Source organism: Xanthomonas sacchari, from assembly GCF_024266585.1.
Lineage (GTDB): Bacteria > Pseudomonadota > Gammaproteobacteria > Xanthomonadales > Xanthomonadaceae > Xanthomonas_A > Xanthomonas_A sacchari_C.
Genome location: NZ_CP100647.1, coordinates 2,769,210 through 2,785,713, shown reverse-complemented (window position 1 = coordinate 2,785,713; position 16,504 = coordinate 2,769,210). Strand labels below are relative to the sequence as shown.

Sequence of the window (16,504 nt, the reverse complement as noted above, 5' to 3'; positions counted from 1 at the left end):
GACGCAGGCCGTCGCCTCACTTGCCCATAGCTGCGTCGAAATCCTGACGGCACAAGGCGAGGTGGCGCGATAGCGAGGCGGACGTCGCACCGTCACTTTTCTTTGTTACGCTGGCGCTGCTTCATCTCAAAACACATGGGGAAATATGATCAAGCGTAAAGCTTTGGCGTTCATTGCGCTCGCGCTGGCGGCAGGATCCTCGCAAGCCTGGACCTTGGTGTATGGGACGGACGCCAATGGGAATGTTTCGGCAGGCTCGTTGCAAACGCTGCGTACGGCCGTGGACAATGGCGCGGATCTCAAGGTCCTGGTGACGGCACCAAATCAGAATACCCAGCATACCTGGGGCGTTCTTTGCACGAACACCTCCATGAAGCTCGATTCTTCGCAGGCCCTGGTGTGTGTCGGGCACGACGATTATGCGATGAATATCGGCATGGGCAGCCAGTTCGGCGAGCCCAGCAATCCGCCCTTTTCGGCCCATTTCGTCATCAATACCTCGGGGGAGTACGCTGAGGCCGATATGAAGCTGGGCACCGGCGAGGTGGTCTCGAAGTCGAAGTACGTCTATCCGATGCGCTGGTACGTGAATTGATAGAGGTTGAAAAGGTACTCCTTCAACATCCTGATTGCTTTGGATTGAGTTGGTGATCAATAGCACTCAGTCGATCACGGTGTAGCACGGCGCGGCGGTAGACCCGTAAGGGCGCCGTCGCGCGATCGGAGCAGATGCGTCGCGCCGATGCGCATCTGCGTCATTCAACGTAGAGCTCGGTGTCGTAGAAGTGGCAAGAATACTTGCGCAGGCGGAGCCTGGCATCCGGCAGGATCCGATTCAATTCGGCGACGATGTCCGGCAGATCGAGCGCGTGGTGGTAGCAGGTGATGGCCATGTGCGGACGGCAGCGCCCGATCGGCTCGGTGGCGCCACGCAGTACCTGCGGCTCGGCGGTTTCCACGTCCATCTTCAGCAAGGTGCCGCGCTCGACAACGTCGTCCAGGCGCAAGCAATCCACGCGCGCGGTGCCGCTGCCGTCGAGACGGCGTCCCATGGTGCTTTGTGCGTCGCATGCCAAGGTGCCGGCGGTGTCGGCGACTGCCGCGTTGTACAGCGTGGTGCGGCCGCCTTCCTCAGCCAATCCCTGTTGCAGAGCGGCATAGTTGGCCGGGTGCAGGCATCCCAGTCTCGCGTAGTGGCGCGTCGTATGCGCTGAATCGGACAAACAGTACGCTGCCACACTGTTGGCGCGGTGCAGCGGGAGCTCGATCGTGATGTGTGCCGCGGGGCGTCGCGCGGCAGGGCGGTCAACGCAGGATGCGGGCGCCGCCTGGCATCAGCGCGTCGTAGAAACAGCGGTCCGGCAGTACGTCCGGCACGGTGCCGGGCAGCAGCCATTCGCTGTGCCGGCCGATGCTGGTACCGCTGCGGGTCATGCTGCCACCGCCCAGGGTGCTGCCCTGGCCGATCTGGGTGCCGCGGCCGAGGTGCACGCCTGCATGCAGGGTAACGCAGACGCCGACGCGCACGTCCTGTTCGACGATCACCTGGCGTTCCAGCCAGCTGCCGGCGCCGATGCTGCTGCCGGCCGCCAGGTTGCAGCCGGGGCCGACATGCACGTTGCCGAGCAGGCGCACGCCGGTATCGACGTGCGCCTGCGGCCAGATCAGGTCGATGCTGCCGTAGCCGGCCAGGCGCACGTCGGCGAGCAGCTTGTGTCGCGACTGATTGATTGCGCGTTCGTCCATGGCAACGAATACGTCGGTTGCGGCGGGCGGGTGGCTGGCATACAGGACCCCCAGGTCGAAGTTGTAGCGGTCAGGCGATTCCAGAGCGATGCCCACGTGGGCCAGGCCGCAGGCCTGCGCGGTGCGTTGCGCCTGTTCCAGCGCATGGCCCTGGCCGATCAGCACCAGCGTCTTCATACCGCTTGCTCCAGCACGTTGGCGCGGTACCACAGGTGCTGGCGCACCAGCTCGGTCTCGTAGTCGCCGTGCGTGAAGGGTAACGAATGCGGACCGATCCCAGCCTGCATGCGTTCCAGCAGTGCCGTGTCTTCCGCGATCACCAATCGCTCAGCCCTGATCAAGCTGCTCAGCAAGGCGGTGAAATCGGTACGCGCGTCTTTGCGGCGCGCGGTCATGACCCACAGGTGATAGTCGGTTTCCCCTGGAGCGACGGGGTCGTACTGCTGCAGCAGGAAGTGGTCGCCGCGCACGCAGCAGAAATTCACATTCGGATAGATGAACCAGTTGTAGTAGGCAGAGTCCGCGCCGTAGCGCTCGCAATGGCGCCGGAACCAGTTGTCCTGCGGCACGATCGCGCCCTTGGCCGCAAAGCTCAAGCGATGCAGCGGCGTGGGAGCGTGCGCGCTCAGGAGTTGCTCGACATCGGAAGGAACATCGGCGGCGCGCTCGATATTGGCTGGTGTCCTGTCCGTCTCTGTCATCAGCGGACCGAAGGTCTTTGGATGGACGAACGGGACATGGTTGTAGTCCTTCACGTTCTCCATGTTGAGCTTCCAGTTGTAGTGCACGCGGTGGCAGCTGTAGGCGATCTGCGAATCCAGATGCGAGGAGGCCGTCGCGACATTTTCTAGGAACGCCGGTGCGAACTGCTCCTCCAGCGCTAGCGGCTGCTCGGCCATGTTCACGAACAGCAGCTCGCCGACCTGCTGCAGATGCAGCTTGGTCAGGCAGATGCCGGCCTTCTCCTCGGCGGTGAACTGGTACAGGCCGGAGTTGGGCAGCCCGCGCAGTTCGCCCTCGGCGCCGAACGACCAGGCGTGGTACGGGCACACCAACGGACGCTTGCCGTGCGACTCGATCTGGATCGCCGATTGCCGGTGCGGGCACTGGTTGAGAAAGGCGCGGATGCCGGCCTCGGTGCGCTGCACCAGCACCGGCACCCCGGCCACCTGGCGCGCGAAGAATTGGTTGCGCTCGCGCACCATGGAGGCGAAGCCGACGAAGATCCACAGCTTGCCGAACAGCCGCTGCTGTTCAAGGCGCAGGCTGTGCGGGCTGGTGTAGTGCTCGGCGTCGAGGGCGTGGCGGGTCATGCGGAGGGCGTCCTGCGCGCGGGGTTAACGGCTGAAGATGGTACGCGCCGGATTCCCGGCGACGGTGACGTTGGGCGGCACGTCGCGGACCACCACGCTGCCGGCGCCGATCACCGCGCCGTCGCCGATCGCGATGCCAGGCAGCACGGTGGCGTGCGGATGGATGACCACATCGTTGCCGATGCGCGCGCCGCCGCCGACGAACACGAAGTTGCCGATCTGCACGTAGTCGCCGACGATCACGTCGTGGCCGAGGATGGTGGTGGCGAGGATGGTGACGAACTCGCCGATGCGGCTGTCGGCGCCGATCGACACGCCGACCTCGAACAGGCTGCCGCGGCCGATCGGGGTCTCCGAAGCTTCGCGCAGGCGCGGACGCAGCACCATGAAGTCGGCGCCACGCGCCAGCAGCGGCTGGCTGTAGCGGCGGCGCGCGGCCGGGTCGCCGAGCGCGCACACGAACAGGTCGCCGGGCACCGGCTGGTAGGTGTCCGGGTCGCCGAGCAGCGGCCAACGCAGACCGGGGCCCAGTTCACTGCGGCTGTCGAGGAAGCCCTTGATGTCCCAGGCCTGGCCGTAGCCCGGATCGTCGTTGCAGGCCATCGCCGCGATGCCGCGGCCGAAGCCGCCGGCGCCGACGATCAGCACGTGTTTCGGCACGGTCATACGTACTCCACGCCGCCATCCATGCTGAAGGCCTGACCGGTCACCTTGCCGCTGGCTGTCGAAAGAAAATACAGACATGCCAGAGCGACATCCTCGGGAGTGCCGATGCCCAGCGGGTAACGGGCGCGGTTCTCCTCGAGCCAGGCCCTGTCCTCGCTGGTCAGCGGTGTTTCGACCAGACTGGGGCACAGCGCATTGGCGCGGATGTTACGCCGCACCAGTTCCAGTGCCAGCGGGCGCAGGGTGCCGATCAACGCGGCCTTGGAGCCGGCATAGGGGCCGACGCCGACGGTACCGGTGAGCGCGGCGATGGAAGACAGGAAGACGATCGAACTGCCGGGGCGCAGCGACTGCCGCGCCAGCAGATGCCGGGTGAGCATCGTCGGCGCGATGTAGTTGATCGCCATCACCTCGTTGAGGAACGGTTCGCTGACCAGTTTCATCGGCGACAGCCCGCGGATGCCGGCGCTGTGGACGATGCCATCGAGTGGACCGCACTCGGCGGCGAGGCGCTGTACGGTGACTGCTTCGCTGAGGTCGCCGGCGAACAGGCGATGGCCATCGCCAGGCAAGGCGTCCAGTACGGCCTGCAGGCGCACCTGGTCGCGTCCGGCCACGATCAGGCGCGCACCCGCGCCGGCGCAGGCGTGCGCCACCGCCGCGCCGATCCCCTTGGAGGCGCCGGTCACCAGCACGGTCTTGCCGTCCAGTCCATACAACGCGCGCAGCAGCGCGGAAGGCTCGTCCAACAGCGGCATTGATGTTTCCAGGTTCATAGGCGCATCGGTAGGGAAAGACCGCCGTCGATGGTCAGCGTGCTGCGGGTGATCCAGCGGCTGGCGGCGGACAGCAGATAGACCGCGCCCTTGGCGATATCGTCGGCATCGATGCGTCCCAGCGGCGTCAGGCTGATCTTGTCTTCCATTTTCGCCTTGGCGCCGAGGGCGTCGAGCATCGGCGTATCCACGTAGCCAGGCGCGATGCAGTTGGCACGGATGCCACGTTTGGCCTGTTCCAGGGCCAGCGTGCGTACCGCGGCCTCCAGGGCGGCCTTGGACCCGGCGTAGCCGGCGCTGGCCTGCGGTGCTGCCCGCGCGGTCAGCGCGGAGATGTAGACCAGCGAGGCACCCGAGGCCAGGCGACGTTTGGCCAGCAACTGTTGGGTCAGCGTGAGCGGCGCCAGATAGTTCACCGTCAGCATCTGTTGCAGATGCTGTTCGCTGGCCATGTGGAAGGGCACCAGCGTCGCGATCCCGGCGCACGAGGCCAGCCCATGGTAGTGCTCCGCGGCTTCCAGCAGCCGCGTGCGGGTCGCCTGCTCGGTGAGGTCGCCGTCGATGGCGCGATGCCCGTCGCCGTGCAATGCGTCGGCGACTGCCTGTAGCCGTGTGCGGTCGCGTCCGTTGAGTACCAGGCTGGCGCCGAGGCGTGCGCACAGCGCAGCCACGGCGGCGCCGATGCCCGAGGAGGCACCGGTCACCAGGATGGTCTTGCCTTGCAACCCGAAGGCGTCGGTGGGTGCGGCAGGCGCCATCGTCAGGACTCGATCAGGTCGGGGAACACCGCGCCGTCGATATCGACCAGGCAGGTGCCCCAGGACAGGCCGATACCGAAGCCGCACAGCAGCACGCGCTTGCGGCCTTCTTCCAGTTGCTTGTTGATCCGCGCGGTCATGGTCACCGGCAGCGAGGCGCCGCTGGTGTTGCCGAAATCGTGCAGGGTCGATGGCACCTTTTCCGTGGGCAGGCCGAGCTTCTTGCGGATGCTCTCGTTGATCATCCGATTGGCCTGGTGGAACACGAAGTAGTCGATCTCGTCCTTGGACACGCCGCTGTAGTCGAGCAGCTTCTGCACCGCCGGCGGTACCCGCTGGGTGGAGAAGCTCAGCACCGCCACGCCGTCCAGTTGCAGGTCGGTGCCGCGATGCCAGCGATCGTGCTCGTCGGCCCGGTAGGGGATCAGGTGCTGCACCCCGACCGGTTCGCGGTGGCCGCCGACCGGCAGGATGATCGCGCGGTAGCCGCTGCCGTCGCTGTTGAGGTCGAAATGCATCGGCGCCGCGTCGGCGCTGAATTCCAGTGCGGTGGCGGTACCCGAGTCGGAGAAGATCGGATCCTCCAGGTTGGCGCTGCGGTCGCCGACCAGCAGCAAGCCCTTCTTGACGCCGCCGGCGGCGATCATCGAGCCGAGCAGGTTGATGCCGAACGGGTAGGCCGAGCAGCCCAGGTTGACGTCGAAGGCCACCGTGGCGTGCGACAGGCCCAGGCGGTCCTGCAGGATGATCGCGGTGGCCGGGATCAGATAGTCCGGCGACTGGGTGACCACGATCAGCGCATCGACCTCTTCGCGCTGCCACTGCAGGCGTTCCAGCAGCACCTGCGCCGCGTCGAAGGCCAGGTCGGAAAAGCATTGCCAGTCCGCGGCCATGCGCCGCGTCTCGATGCCGATGTTGCGCACCAGCCGCTCGCGCTCGGAGCGGATCTGTGGCCGGCAATCGGTGAGATTGGAGACGACGCGCCTGGGCACGCAGGTCGCCATCCCGGCGAAGCGTACGTTGCGCAGCGTGGAGGTCGGCATGCTATGCCTCGGTCAGCTGGTAGAGATCGCCGAGGGTGATCACGGCGGCCAGGTGCTCGCCGGTGATGGTCTTGCCGTACTCCGAGTCGAACATCACGATCACGCCCAGCGCGGCCAGCGAATCCCATTCGGGCAGTTCGCGCAGCACCGTGTCCATGGTCACCGCGACCGGATTCTGGAAATCGGTGGCCGACAGGAAATTTTCGATAAACGTCTCTTGGCTCATGCTGCTGGTTCCACGGGTTGGGCGAAGGAGGAGGGAGGGACGAGGGTGCGACGGGAATCGGACATGGGCATGACGCCGCCCGCCGCGGCGATCAGGTCGACGATGGCGTCCACCTGTTCGGCGGACAGTCCGGGAAAGATCGGCAGGCACAGCACGCGTTCGGCCATCTGCCGCGCCACCGGCAGGCCCGCCGGGGCGGACGAGGGCAGGCCGCGGTACATCGGGAAGTCGCTGATCAACGGGTAGAAATAGCGGCGCACCAGGATGTCGTGGCTGCGCAGCAGCCGGTGCAGTTCGTCGCGGGCCAGCGGGAAGGCGTCCTCGACCAGGATCGGGAACGAGGCGTAGTTGGACAGCGCCGGCGCCCGCGGCGCCAGGCAGCGGATGCCCGGCACCTGCGCCAGGCGCTGCCGGTACTGCGCGTCGATCGCCCCGCGCTGCGCCAGCGCGGCATCGATGTGCTGCAGTTGCAGCAGGCCGAAGGCGGCGTTGATCTCGCTCATCTTGCCGTTGATGCCGGTGGCGACCACCGTGGTCTCGTCGACGAAGCCGAAGTTCTTCAGCCGGCTGATGCGCTGGTAGGTCTTGGCGTCCGGGCAGACGATGGCGCCGCCCTCGAAGGTGTTGAACACCTTGGTGGCGTGGAAGCTGAGCACGCTGAGGTCGCCATGGCGCAGGATCGAGCCGCCGGCGTCCTTGACCCCGAACGCATGCGCGGCGTCGTAGATGACCTTGAGGTTGTAGGTGTCGGCGATGCGCTCGATCGCGGCGCTGTCGCAGGGCGTGCCGTAGCAGTGCACCGGCATGATCGCGGTGGTGTGCGGGGTGATCGCCGCCTCGATCTTGAGCGGATCCAGGTTCATGGTCTGCGGATCGATGTCCACGAACACCGGCTTGATCCCGCGCCACAGCAGCGAGTGCGCGGTGGCGACGAACGAGTACGGCGTGGTGATCACCTCGCCGGTGATGCGCAGCGCCTGCAGCGCGGTCAGCAGCGCCAGGGTGCCGTTGGTCAGCAGCGCCAGGTGGTTGACCCCCAGGTACTCGGCCAGCGCCTTCTCCAGCGCACGGTGCATGTCGCCGCCGTTGGTCAGGATGCGGCTGCGCCAGATCTGTTCCAGGTAGGGGACGAACGCCTCCAGGGGCGGCAGCAGCGGACTGGTGACGGGGATGGCCATGGAACCTGCCTGGCGACGGGTGGAAGTCCCCGGTGCGGAACGCCCCGCCCGGTGCTGTGGAAACGTGAAGCAAGCCACATGCCAAACGCGCTGTCCACTGTCGGCGTGGCCGAACGGCAGGCGCTGTCGGCGAGGCGTGGCCGTCGTCGCCGCGAATGCGCGCAGCGCGGCAGCGCCCGCGTGGTTCCGGCAGGCAAGGCAAAAGGAGGGAAGGAGATGACGTCCAGCGGCACACCGTGCCGCCGGGTGCGACCGCACCCGGCGCCGTGCGTCGGCTCAGCTCGCCAGTTCGGTCTGGTCGCGGTCGATGCCGTACTTGCGCAGTTTCTCGACCAGGGTGGTGCGCCGCAGGCCCAGCAGCTGCGCCGCATGCGCGACCACGCCCTGGGTGCGCTCCAGCGCCTCGTTGATCAGCGCCAGCTCGATGTTGGCCATGTGCCCGCGCAGGTCCAGGCCGCTTTCCGGCAGCGTCGCCGCGGCCGGCGCTGGCGTCTCCGCGTCCGCGCCGCCCGGCTTGCCGCCGACATGCAGGTCCACCACGTTGGGCACCCGCCGCGGATCGGCCGCGATCGGCGCCGGCGGCGCCGACACGTCGATGGACGAGGCGAAGTCGCCGCGGTAGCGGGCCGGCAGGTCCTGTACCCGCACCAGGGCGCCCGGATGCAGCACCGCCAGGCGCTCGACCAGGTTGGTCAGCTCGCGCACGTTGCCCGGCCACTCGTAGCTGCGCAGCGCCTGCAACGCCTCCTCGGAGAAGCGCACTTCGCCGCGCCCGGTGCGCGCCAGCTGTGCGGCGATGGTGTGCACCAGCGACGGCAGGTCGTCGCTGCGTTCGCGCAGCGCCGGCATCTCGATCGGGAACACGTTGAGCCGGTAGAACAGGTCCTCGCGGAACTGGTTGCCGGCGATGCGTTCTTCCAGGTTGCGGTGGGTGGCGGCGATCACCCGCACGTTGCAGCGGATGGTGACGTTGCCGCCGACCCGCTCGAAGCTGCGTTCCTGCAGCACCCGCAACAGCTTGACCTGCATCGGCAGGCTCATGTCGCCGATCTCGTCGAGCAGCAGGGTGCCGCCCTCGGCCATCTCGAAACGGCCCTTGCGCGCGCTCAGCGCGCCGGTGAACGAGCCCTTCTCGTGGCCGAACAGTTCGCTCTCCAGCAGATCCGGCGGGATCGCGCCGCAGTTGATCGCCACGAACGGACCGTCGCGGCGCGGCGACTGCTGGTGGATCGCCCGCGCCACCACTTCCTTGCCGGTGCCGGACTCGCCCAGCACCAGCACGGTGGTGTCGAATGCGGCGACCTGATCGATCAGCCGGCGCAGGCGGGTCACCGCCGCGCTGGTGCCGGTCGGGCCGTTGTCCTGCGCGGCGCCGGCCTGGTGCTCGGCGTCCAGCCGCTTGAGGCTGGCGCGGCGCAGCAGCGTTTCCAGCTGGGCGTGGCGCAGCGGCGCCTCCAACTGCCACACGTTGGCTTCGTGCAGGCCGTGGCGTTGCGCGAACGCCTGCGCGTCGCCGTTGAGCAGCAGCACCGGCGGCGGCAGCGAACTGCGCGCCACCCAGCCGAAGAAGGCATCGGCCTGGTCCTGATCGTCGAGTCCGCCGACCAGGATCGCCATCCACTCGGTCTGCCGGTGACGGCCGGGCTGCACGTCGGCGACGTCGGTGACCCAGCGCGGGTTGAGGTCCATGAATTCGAGCAGGCTCACGGTCCGCTCGGCGCGCACCGCGTCGTCATCGATCACCAGGATCCGCGATTCGCTCATGCCGGCACTCCTTCGGTCCGCAGCCCCTCCAGGATCGGCATCACTTCCTGGATGTAGGACAGCTTGCTGACGAAGTTGTCGGCGCCGGCGCGCATGGCGTGCTCGCGGTGCTCGGCATCGTCGAAATGGCTGGCGATCACGATATAGGGCGCCTGGTCCTGGGTTTTGATCAGGCGCGTGGCCTGCAGGCCGCCCATCTCGGGCATCGCCAGGTCCATCAGCACCACCTGCGGGCGCAGCGACTCGGAGCGCTCGATGGCTTCCAGGCCGTTGGCGGCGCTGCCGATCACTTCCATCCAGTCGAGCTTGCGGAAGTGGCGCATGGCGGCGTTGATGAAACCTTCGTGGTCGTCGACCAGAAGTACGGACAGTTTGTTCATATGCGTCGTTTTTCCTTAGCCCGCACGGGCCAGCAGCGGTTTGCTGCCGCGGCGGCGTTCGCGTGCGGGAGCGATGTCCAATTGTTCACGATACTTGGCGACAGTGCGCCTTGCCACGTTCACGCCCTGTCGCGACAGCAGCCCGGCGATGGCCTCGTCGGCCAGCGGCCGTCCGGCCGGTTCGGATTCGATCAGGCGCCGGACCATGGCGCGCACCGCCTGCCCGGACACTGTGGCGCCTTCCAGGCGCACGGCGAAGAAGTGTTTCAGCTCGAAGGTGCCGCGCGGGGTCTGCAGGTACTTGCCGGTGGTGATGCGCGAGACCGTGGACTCGTGCATGCCGATCGCGTCGGCCACTTCCTTCAGGGTCAGCGGCGCCATCGCTTCCTCGCCCCTGACCAGGAAGGCGGCCTGGCGCTCGACGATGGTGCGGGTGGTGCGCAGCAGGGTTTCGTAGCGCATCGACAGGCCGCGGGTCAGCCAGCGCGCTTCCTGCAACATTTCGCGCAGCGGCTGCGCGGCGTCGCCGGCCTCGGCCAGGGCGCGCTCGTGCATCGGATTGACGGTGACGCGGTGGGTGGTGGCCGGGTTCAGCGCCACCCGCCAGGTGCCATCGGCGTGCCAGGCGACCACGTCCGGCAGCACATGGCCCAGGTCCTGCGGCTGCAGGCTGTCGCCGGGGCGCGGCTGCAGCGACAGGATCAGCCGCACCGCCTCGCGCACGTCGTCGGCCTCGGCATCGAGCTGGCGCCCGAGCAGGGCGTAGTCGTGGCTGGCGAGCAGGGTGAGGTCGCCGGCGAGGATGCGGGCGGCCAGGTGGCGGCCGGGCACGCGGCCGGGCAGGTCGCTCAGCTGTGCCTGCAGGCACTCGCGCAGGTCGCAGGCGCCGAGACCGCCCGGGTCGCCGTGCAGCAGGCGCTGGCGGACCGCTTCGGCCTGCGCAACGGACAGGCCCAGACGGGCGCTGGCCAGCTGTTGCAGGGTGTCCAGCGCGCCGTCCAGGTAACCGGCGTCGTCGCAGTGTTCCAGCCAGAACGCCGCCGCTTCCAGTTCGGGGGCCGGCAGTTCCAGGGCCAGCCGCTGCAGCACGCGCAGGTGCGGATCGGTGGACTCGCCCGCGGCGATGCGCTGCAGGCGGTCGTCTTCGCCGTCGTTCCAGCCGGCCGCCGGGATGTCCCACATCGAGGATTCGGGCAGTTCGTCGAATGCCGCCGTGTCCAGCGCCGCGTCCTCGTGCTTCACCACCGGCTCGATCACGCCCTCGGGTTCTTCCAGCTCGAGCAGTGGATTGGTCTCCAGCGCGCGACGGATTTCCAGCTCCAGTTGCATGCCGTCGAGCTGCAGCAGCCGGATCGACTGCAGCAGTTGCGGGGTCAGATGCAGTTGCTGGCCCAGTTGGGCGGAAACGGTCGGCTTCATGCGGACTTCCTCGGTTCGGCGCCAACCCTCTGGCGCCCGTGGAACGCATAGTGCTTGTCGCCCGACGGTAACAGAATCGGGGGGTTCCTGAGGAGGGTAGTCAAATTCCCGACATGGTGTCAGGAATTTCCCGACATGAAGGTCCTGGGCGACGGACAGTCGACGGCGCAACGCCTGATACGACGGGGGTTCGGCGGGGTCGACACGCCTGCTGACCGATTAAGGCAAGCGCTATGCCAATGCTGGGTGTCGGGATGCCGTCCCCAGTTCAGCTCAGCTCGCCCTGGTGGCGTGCGGCCAACAGGACCAGATCGTTGGCGCGGCGGCAGCCCAGCGATTCCATCATCCGCGCGCGGTGGGTCTCCACGGTCTTGACGCTGATGCCCAGGTCCGAGGCGATTTCCTTGTTGCTCTGGCCGCGGCCGATCTGGCGCAGGATCTCGCGCTGCCGCGGCGACAGGGCGGCGATGCCCACCGGGCGCTCGCGGCCGAGCATGGGCGCGATCATCTTGGAGGAGATCTGCGGGCTCAGGAACACCTGGTTGGCGCTGGCCGCGCGCAGCGCCAGTTCCAGCTCCAGCGGGGCGGCATCCTTGACCACGAAGCCGGTGGCGCCGCGGTCCAGCGCGTCGCGCACATGCACCGGGTCGTCGTGCATGGACATCATCACCACCCGGGTCTTGGGCGAGCTGTGCAGCACGTCGGTGAGCGCGTCCAGGCCGCTGCGCCCGGGCAGGGACAGGTCCATCAGCACCAGATCGGGGCGGTGCAGGGTGGCCAGGTCCACCGCCTGCTGCGCATTGCTGGCCTCGGCGACCACGTCGACGTCGGCAAACGTCTGCAGCAGCCGGCTCAGGCCGGCGCGTACCAGGGTGTGATCGTCGACGATGATGACTCGCACAGTGCAGGTCCTTCTATTCAGATCCGCACATTAGCCGAGCCGCCCGCCGCCGCCAACACCTTGACGCGGCGGCCGCCGCTGCCGGGCCGGTTCAGCGCGCCCGCCGGCTGTCGGCGATCTGCCGGCGGTGCAGCCGGAACAGGTGACGTTCCAGGGCCTCTTCCAGGCCCGGCGGCTGTGTCTCGAACCGTAGCCAAAGTTGCACCACGCCGGCGGTGGTGGCCTCGGCCAGCACCCGGACCGGCAGTTCCAGGTGGTCCGGCAGCCAGTCCGAGGGCTGCAGGCGCAGCAGGCCGGCCGCGCCGGGCGTGGCGCCCGAGCGGGCGCCCAGCTCCAGCCGCACGCCCCGGCGCGACCAGCGCAGCGGCCGCAACGGCAGGGCATCCTCGTGCTGGCGGGCCAGCCGGCCCAGCAGCACCAGCATCAGGTCGAGCTTGGCCTCCATCCGCTGCGTCTGCGCGGTCGCCTCGCTGCGGTCGTCGCCGCCGTCCTCGCCGCGCAGATCCTCGATCTGCGCCAGGCTGCGCAGCAGCGCCTCGCCGGCGGCGAGCCGGCCGGCGCCGTTGCCCAGGCGGAAGTCCGCCGGCAGCGCCAGCTCGCAACTGAGCGTGTCGTGGAACAGTTCGGCGTCTGCGGGATGCTGCGCGGCGCCGTCGGAGCCGGCGTTCATCCCAGCAGTCCGGCCTGCGAATAGATCCGCGCGGCGTGGCTGGACTGGCGGCTGGCGCGCAGCCAGGCCGCGGCATGATCGCGCTCCATGCGCATCTGCGCGGTCACCGCCTGCTGCAGGGCGAGCAGCGGCTTCAGCGCCTCGCGCGAACGGTCGGCGCCGTCCTGTTGCAGATACGTCTGCAGGCGCCGCGCATGGTCGGCGACCATCGCCTGGGCCAGGGCATAATCGTCGCCACGCAGAATCTCGCGCAGCTCGTGCAGGTCGTTGTGCAGGTCGGCGAGCTGGATGCTCACGATGCGCTCGCCGTGGCCAGTTCGCGCTGCTGCGCGGGAATGGCGGCCCAGGCCGCGTCGATCTCGCTGAGCAGTTCCAGCGCTTCGGTCAGCGCGGCGTCGTCGTTGTGCAGGTTGGCTTCGGTCAGCCGGTGCATCACGTAGTCATAGAGCGCCGACAGGTTGCCGGCGATCTCGCCGCCGGCCTCGTGGTCGAGCGAGCCGTTGAGATGGCCGACGATGGCGCAGGCCTCGCCGATCGCCTTGCCCTTGCGCGCCTGGTCGCCCTGCGCGAGGCAGGCCTGGGCCTGGCGGATCCGCTGGCAGGCACCGGCGAACAGCATGGCGACCAGCTTGTGCGGATCGGCATCGGTAACGCTGGTGGAAATGCCCATCTTGCGATATTGCTCAGCGTACTGGCGGCTGGAACCGTACATGGAAAACTCCCTCGGGTGGACTGGCGGGGCCTGGTGCCGTACCGGTTGGCGGCGACGCCGGGCGGTGGTTGCCGCAGATCCACAATGACTGTCGATACTCTTCATATCGGCCGCGACGCGGTTCGACTTGAGCCGCGACCAGACGCGCGTCAGCTGAATTGCTTGGTCAAGTTGTCGCTCGTGGTCTGCATCTGCGTCACCAGCGTCTCCATCGCGGTGAAGCGCGCGGTGTACTGGTCGGTCAGTGTCTGCATGCGCGCATCCAGATCGCTGAGCTGGTCGGTCAGGTCGGAGATGTGCTTGTTGAGCGCGTCGGTCCGTTGGGTCAGCGTGCCGCTGGTGCTGTCCAGGTTGCTCTTCAGCAGCGTGCTCATCCCGGCACCGAAGCTGCCGGCGCTGCCGAGCATGGTCTTGGCCGCCGACGGATCGGTGGCCACGGCGGTGTCGAACTTGCTGCTGTCCAGGCTCATCACCCCATCCTTGTCGATGGTCACGCCGAGTGCCATCAGGCCGCTCACGTTGTCGCTGACCAGCCGGCGCAGCGACTGCTGCAGACCGCGCACCATCGCATCACCGGTCATCGGCGAGGCCTTCTTGTTGGTGGCGTCGTAGGCGCTGGACGACTTGAGCACGCTGTTGGCGGAGTTGTAGGCGCTGACCAGGGCGGTCAGATTGGCCTTCAGCGGGCTGTTGTCGGGGGTGATGTTGAGATTGAAGGTGGTACCGGAAATGGCCTTGGTGAGATTGAGCGCCACGCCGGGCACCAGGTCGGCGATGGTGTTGCTGCTGGAGGTGCGCTGGAAGCCGTCCACCTTCACCACCGCGTCGGCGGCGGCGACGGTCTGGGTCAGGCCGCCGTTGTTGCCGGGCGGGTAGGTGAGATTGGCCAGGCCGCCGTCGCCACCGGAGGTGGTGATGGTCAGGGCGCCCTTGCTGCCGGTGTCGACCGCGTTGAGCACCAGATGGTCGCCATCGTCGGCGGTGACCACGCTGGCGGTCAGGCCGGCGCCGTTGGCGGCCTTGTTGATGAAAGCGGCCACGTCGCTGAGCTTGCTGCCGGCATCGACGTTGACGTTGAGCGTGGTGCTGCCGTAGGCGATGGTCAGGGTGCCGCCGCCGACGACCGCGCCACTGGCGTAGGCCGACGAGGTCAGTTTCTGCGCCTGCGCCAGCTTCACCACCTCGATGCCGTACCTGCCGGCGCTGGCGCTGGAGGTGACCGTGGCGGTATAGCCTGCGCCGTCGTCGATGCTCGCCTTGTAGGCGCCCTTGTCGGCGCTGTCGGAGACGGTACTCATCGCCGTCTGCAGATTGGACAGCGCGCTCTTGATCGTGCTCAAGGACGATAGCTGCGCACTGGAGGCGGTGCCGTCGCGGTTGATCCGGTCTTCCTGCGGCTGACGTTCCTTCGACACCAGTTTGGCGACGAAGGAGGGGATGTCCAGGCCTGAGCCGATCGACGTGGTGGACATGATCGCGTTCCTTGAAGGGGCGGGCGCGCGACGCGCCAGCGGCTGAGGGGAGTATCGGCGCGCGGGGTCGCTTCTTGAGCGCCGCCCGCGCATTGTTGCGGCCCAAAGTGCGATGCAAATCCTGTGCCGCTTCCGCGTGCGTCAAAAAAAAGCCCCTCCTTGCGGAGGGGCCCGGTAGTGCGGTGCGGCGTGTCGCGCTTAGCCCTGGAGCAGGCTCAGCACGCTCTGCGGCGCCTGCTTGGCCTGGGCCAGCATCGCGGTACCGGCCTGCTGCAGGATCTGCGTGCGGGTCAGCTCGGCGGTTTCCTTGGCGTAGTCGGTGTCGCGGATGCGGCTGCGCGAGGCCGACAGGTTCTCCGAGGTGGAGCTCAGGTTGGCGATGGTGGAAGTGAAGCGGTTCTGGATCGCACCCATGTCGGCGCGCGAGGAGTTCACCGAGGTCAGCGCGTTGTCGATGATGCTCAGCGCCTTCTGCGCGCCCTGGAAGGTGGAGATGTCCACGTCGGCCAGGTAGTTGGTGGTGCCGGCGGTGGCAGCGGCGCTGGCGGCGATGCCGGCGTTGCTGAAGGTGACGCCGGTGGCACCGGTGGCGCTGCCCGCGGTGAAGGAGAAGTCCTGGCCGCCCTTGACCGATTCCAGCTTCAGCGCACCGCTGGTGCTGTCGACCGAGGCGTACACGCCGGTCTGGGCCAGCTTGTCGTTGATCGCCGAGGCGATCTTCTTGGAGATGTCGCTGCCGACGTCGCCGACGGCCACCGAGACCGAGGCGATGGTGACGCCGTTGACGACCATGCCGGAGAAGCTGCCGCTGGCGGTGGCGGTACCGGAGGCCAGGGCGGCCGAGCCGGTCTGGGTGGCGGCGAAGCCGGCCTTGCCCAGCGAGGCGGCGCTGGCGTTGACGATGCTGTTGATGCCGATGGTCTGGCCGGCATCGGCACCGACCTGGAACAGGGCGCCGGAGAAGGAGCCGTCCAGCAGCTTGGTGCCGTTGAAGTTGGTCTGGCTGGAGACGCGGTCGATTTCCGAGGCCAGCTGCTTGACTTCCGAGTTCAGCGCGCCGCGGTCGGTGCTGGAGTTGGTGGCGTTGGCCGACTGCACCGCCAGTTCGCGGATACGCTGCAGGTTGTTGCCGATTTCGACCATCGCGCCTTCGGCGGTCTGCGCCAGCGAGATGCCGTCGTTGGCGTTGCGCGAGGCCACGTCCAGACCACGGATCTGGGTGGTGAAGCGCTCGGAGATCGCCAGACCGGCGGCGTCGTCCTTGGCGCTGTTGATGCGCAGGCCCGAAGACAGACGCTGGATCGTCGTCGCCAGGCTGGCGCTGGTGGTGTTGAGGTTGCGCTGAGCGTTCAGCGACATTACGTTGGTATTGATTACCTGTGCCATTTTGATATCTCCTCTAAGCGATTTGTCCGGCAACCCGTTGGTGCCTGGAGCCTCCGCAGGGGGCCATCAATTGGCCAGTGCCGCTGCTGGTATA

General features: G+C 67.7%; 19 protein-coding genes. 1 reads left to right on the top strand and 18 read right to left on the bottom strand.

What is annotated here, in order from left to right; genetic code table 11:
* The first annotated feature begins 145 nt into the window (after positions 1 to 145).
* A complete protein-coding gene (locus NKJ47_RS11565; protein ID WP_254458051.1) occupies positions 146 to 595 on the top strand; it encodes a hypothetical protein in 450 nt (149 codons plus the stop codon).
* Between the two features lie 160 nt (positions 596 to 755).
* Here the strand turns inward: NKJ47_RS11565 and NKJ47_RS11560 are convergent, their stop codons facing one another.
* From NKJ47_RS11560 to NKJ47_RS11475, 18 genes are all read right to left on the bottom strand, one after another.
* The gene (locus NKJ47_RS11560; RefSeq protein WP_254458050.1) at positions 756 to 1,223 is read right to left on the bottom strand and encodes an FkbM family methyltransferase; all 468 of its coding nucleotides are present in this window, start codon (positions 1,221 to 1,223) and stop codon (positions 756 to 758) included.
* Between the two features lie 82 nt (positions 1,224 to 1,305).
* Complete coding sequence (locus tag NKJ47_RS11555; protein WP_254458049.1) at positions 1,306 to 1,923, bottom strand: acetyltransferase; 618 nt, start codon at positions 1,921 to 1,923, stop codon at positions 1,306 to 1,308.
* On the bottom strand, positions 1,920 to 3,059 hold the full coding sequence (locus NKJ47_RS11550; RefSeq protein ID WP_254458048.1) for an aromatic ring-hydroxylating oxygenase subunit alpha: 1,140 nt from the start codon (positions 3,057 to 3,059) through the stop codon (positions 1,920 to 1,922). The genes NKJ47_RS11555 and NKJ47_RS11550 overlap by 4 nt, the downstream gene beginning before the upstream one ends.
* 24 nt (positions 3,060 to 3,083) lie before the next feature.
* The gene (locus tag NKJ47_RS11545) at positions 3,084 to 3,725 is read right to left on the bottom strand and encodes a NeuD/PglB/VioB family sugar acetyltransferase (RefSeq protein WP_254458047.1); all 642 of its coding nucleotides are present in this window, start codon (positions 3,723 to 3,725) and stop codon (positions 3,084 to 3,086) included.
* Positions 3,722 to 4,483 carry an SDR family NAD(P)-dependent oxidoreductase gene (locus NKJ47_RS11540; RefSeq protein ID WP_254458046.1) on the bottom strand — a complete coding sequence of 254 codons (762 nt, stop codon included), beginning with the start codon at positions 4,481 to 4,483 and terminating at the stop codon, positions 3,722 to 3,724. The genes NKJ47_RS11545 and NKJ47_RS11540 overlap by 4 nt, the downstream gene beginning before the upstream one ends.
* Before the next feature lie 14 nt (positions 4,484 to 4,497).
* Positions 4,498 to 5,259: an SDR family NAD(P)-dependent oxidoreductase gene (locus NKJ47_RS11535; protein WP_254458045.1), complete on the bottom strand. Its 762-nt coding sequence runs from the start codon at positions 5,257 to 5,259 to the stop codon at positions 4,498 to 4,500.
* Positions 5,260 to 5,261: 2 nt separating this feature from the next.
* Positions 5,262 to 6,302: a ketoacyl-ACP synthase III gene (locus tag NKJ47_RS11530; RefSeq protein ID WP_254458044.1), complete on the bottom strand. Its 1,041-nt coding sequence runs from the start codon at positions 6,300 to 6,302 to the stop codon at positions 5,262 to 5,264.
* A gap of 1 nt (position 6,303) precedes the next feature.
* A complete protein-coding gene (locus tag NKJ47_RS11525) occupies positions 6,304 to 6,528 on the bottom strand; it encodes an acyl carrier protein (protein WP_254458043.1) in 225 nt (74 codons plus the stop codon).
* On the bottom strand, positions 6,525 to 7,706 hold the full coding sequence (locus tag NKJ47_RS11520; protein WP_254458042.1) for a DegT/DnrJ/EryC1/StrS family aminotransferase: 1,182 nt from the start codon (positions 7,704 to 7,706) through the stop codon (positions 6,525 to 6,527). The genes NKJ47_RS11525 and NKJ47_RS11520 overlap by 4 nt, the downstream gene beginning before the upstream one ends.
* 276 nt (positions 7,707 to 7,982) lie before the next feature.
* Positions 7,983 to 9,470 carry a sigma-54 dependent transcriptional regulator gene (locus NKJ47_RS11515; protein ID WP_254458041.1) on the bottom strand — a complete coding sequence of 496 codons (1,488 nt, stop codon included), beginning with the start codon at positions 9,468 to 9,470 and terminating at the stop codon, positions 7,983 to 7,985.
* Positions 9,467 to 9,850, bottom strand: a complete 384-nt coding sequence (locus tag NKJ47_RS11510; protein ID WP_010341669.1) for a response regulator — start codon at positions 9,848 to 9,850, stop codon at positions 9,467 to 9,469. The genes NKJ47_RS11515 and NKJ47_RS11510 overlap by 4 nt, the downstream gene beginning before the upstream one ends.
* Before the next feature lie 15 nt (positions 9,851 to 9,865).
* Entirely contained in the window at positions 9,866 to 11,269 is a 1,404-nt protein-coding gene (rpoN, locus tag NKJ47_RS11505; protein ID WP_254458040.1) for an RNA polymerase factor sigma-54, read from the bottom strand.
* A gap of 268 nt (positions 11,270 to 11,537) precedes the next feature.
* Positions 11,538 to 12,170 (bottom strand): response regulator, encoded by a 633-nt coding sequence (locus tag NKJ47_RS11500; protein ID WP_017908534.1) that lies wholly within the window; start codon positions 12,168 to 12,170, stop codon positions 11,538 to 11,540.
* A gap of 91 nt (positions 12,171 to 12,261) precedes the next feature.
* Complete coding sequence (locus NKJ47_RS11495; protein WP_254458039.1) at positions 12,262 to 12,840, bottom strand: PilZ domain-containing protein; 579 nt, start codon at positions 12,838 to 12,840, stop codon at positions 12,262 to 12,264.
* Positions 12,837 to 13,136: a hypothetical protein gene (locus tag NKJ47_RS11490; protein ID WP_254458038.1), complete on the bottom strand. Its 300-nt coding sequence runs from the start codon at positions 13,134 to 13,136 to the stop codon at positions 12,837 to 12,839. Before NKJ47_RS11490 ends, NKJ47_RS11495 begins: the two co-directional genes overlap by 4 nt.
* A complete protein-coding gene (gene fliS / locus NKJ47_RS11485; RefSeq protein WP_254458037.1) occupies positions 13,133 to 13,552 on the bottom strand; it encodes a flagellar export chaperone FliS in 420 nt (139 codons plus the stop codon). Before fliS ends, NKJ47_RS11490 begins: the two co-directional genes overlap by 4 nt.
* A 149-nt stretch (positions 13,553 to 13,701) precedes the next feature.
* Positions 13,702 to 15,024 (bottom strand): flagellar filament capping protein FliD, encoded by a 1,323-nt coding sequence (gene fliD / locus NKJ47_RS11480; RefSeq protein WP_254458036.1) that lies wholly within the window; start codon positions 15,022 to 15,024, stop codon positions 13,702 to 13,704.
* Positions 15,025 to 15,222: 198 nt separating this feature from the next.
* A complete protein-coding gene (locus tag NKJ47_RS11475; RefSeq protein ID WP_254458035.1) occupies positions 15,223 to 16,410 on the bottom strand; it encodes a flagellin in 1,188 nt (395 codons plus the stop codon).
* Between the last annotated feature and the right edge of the window lie 94 nt (positions 16,411 to 16,504).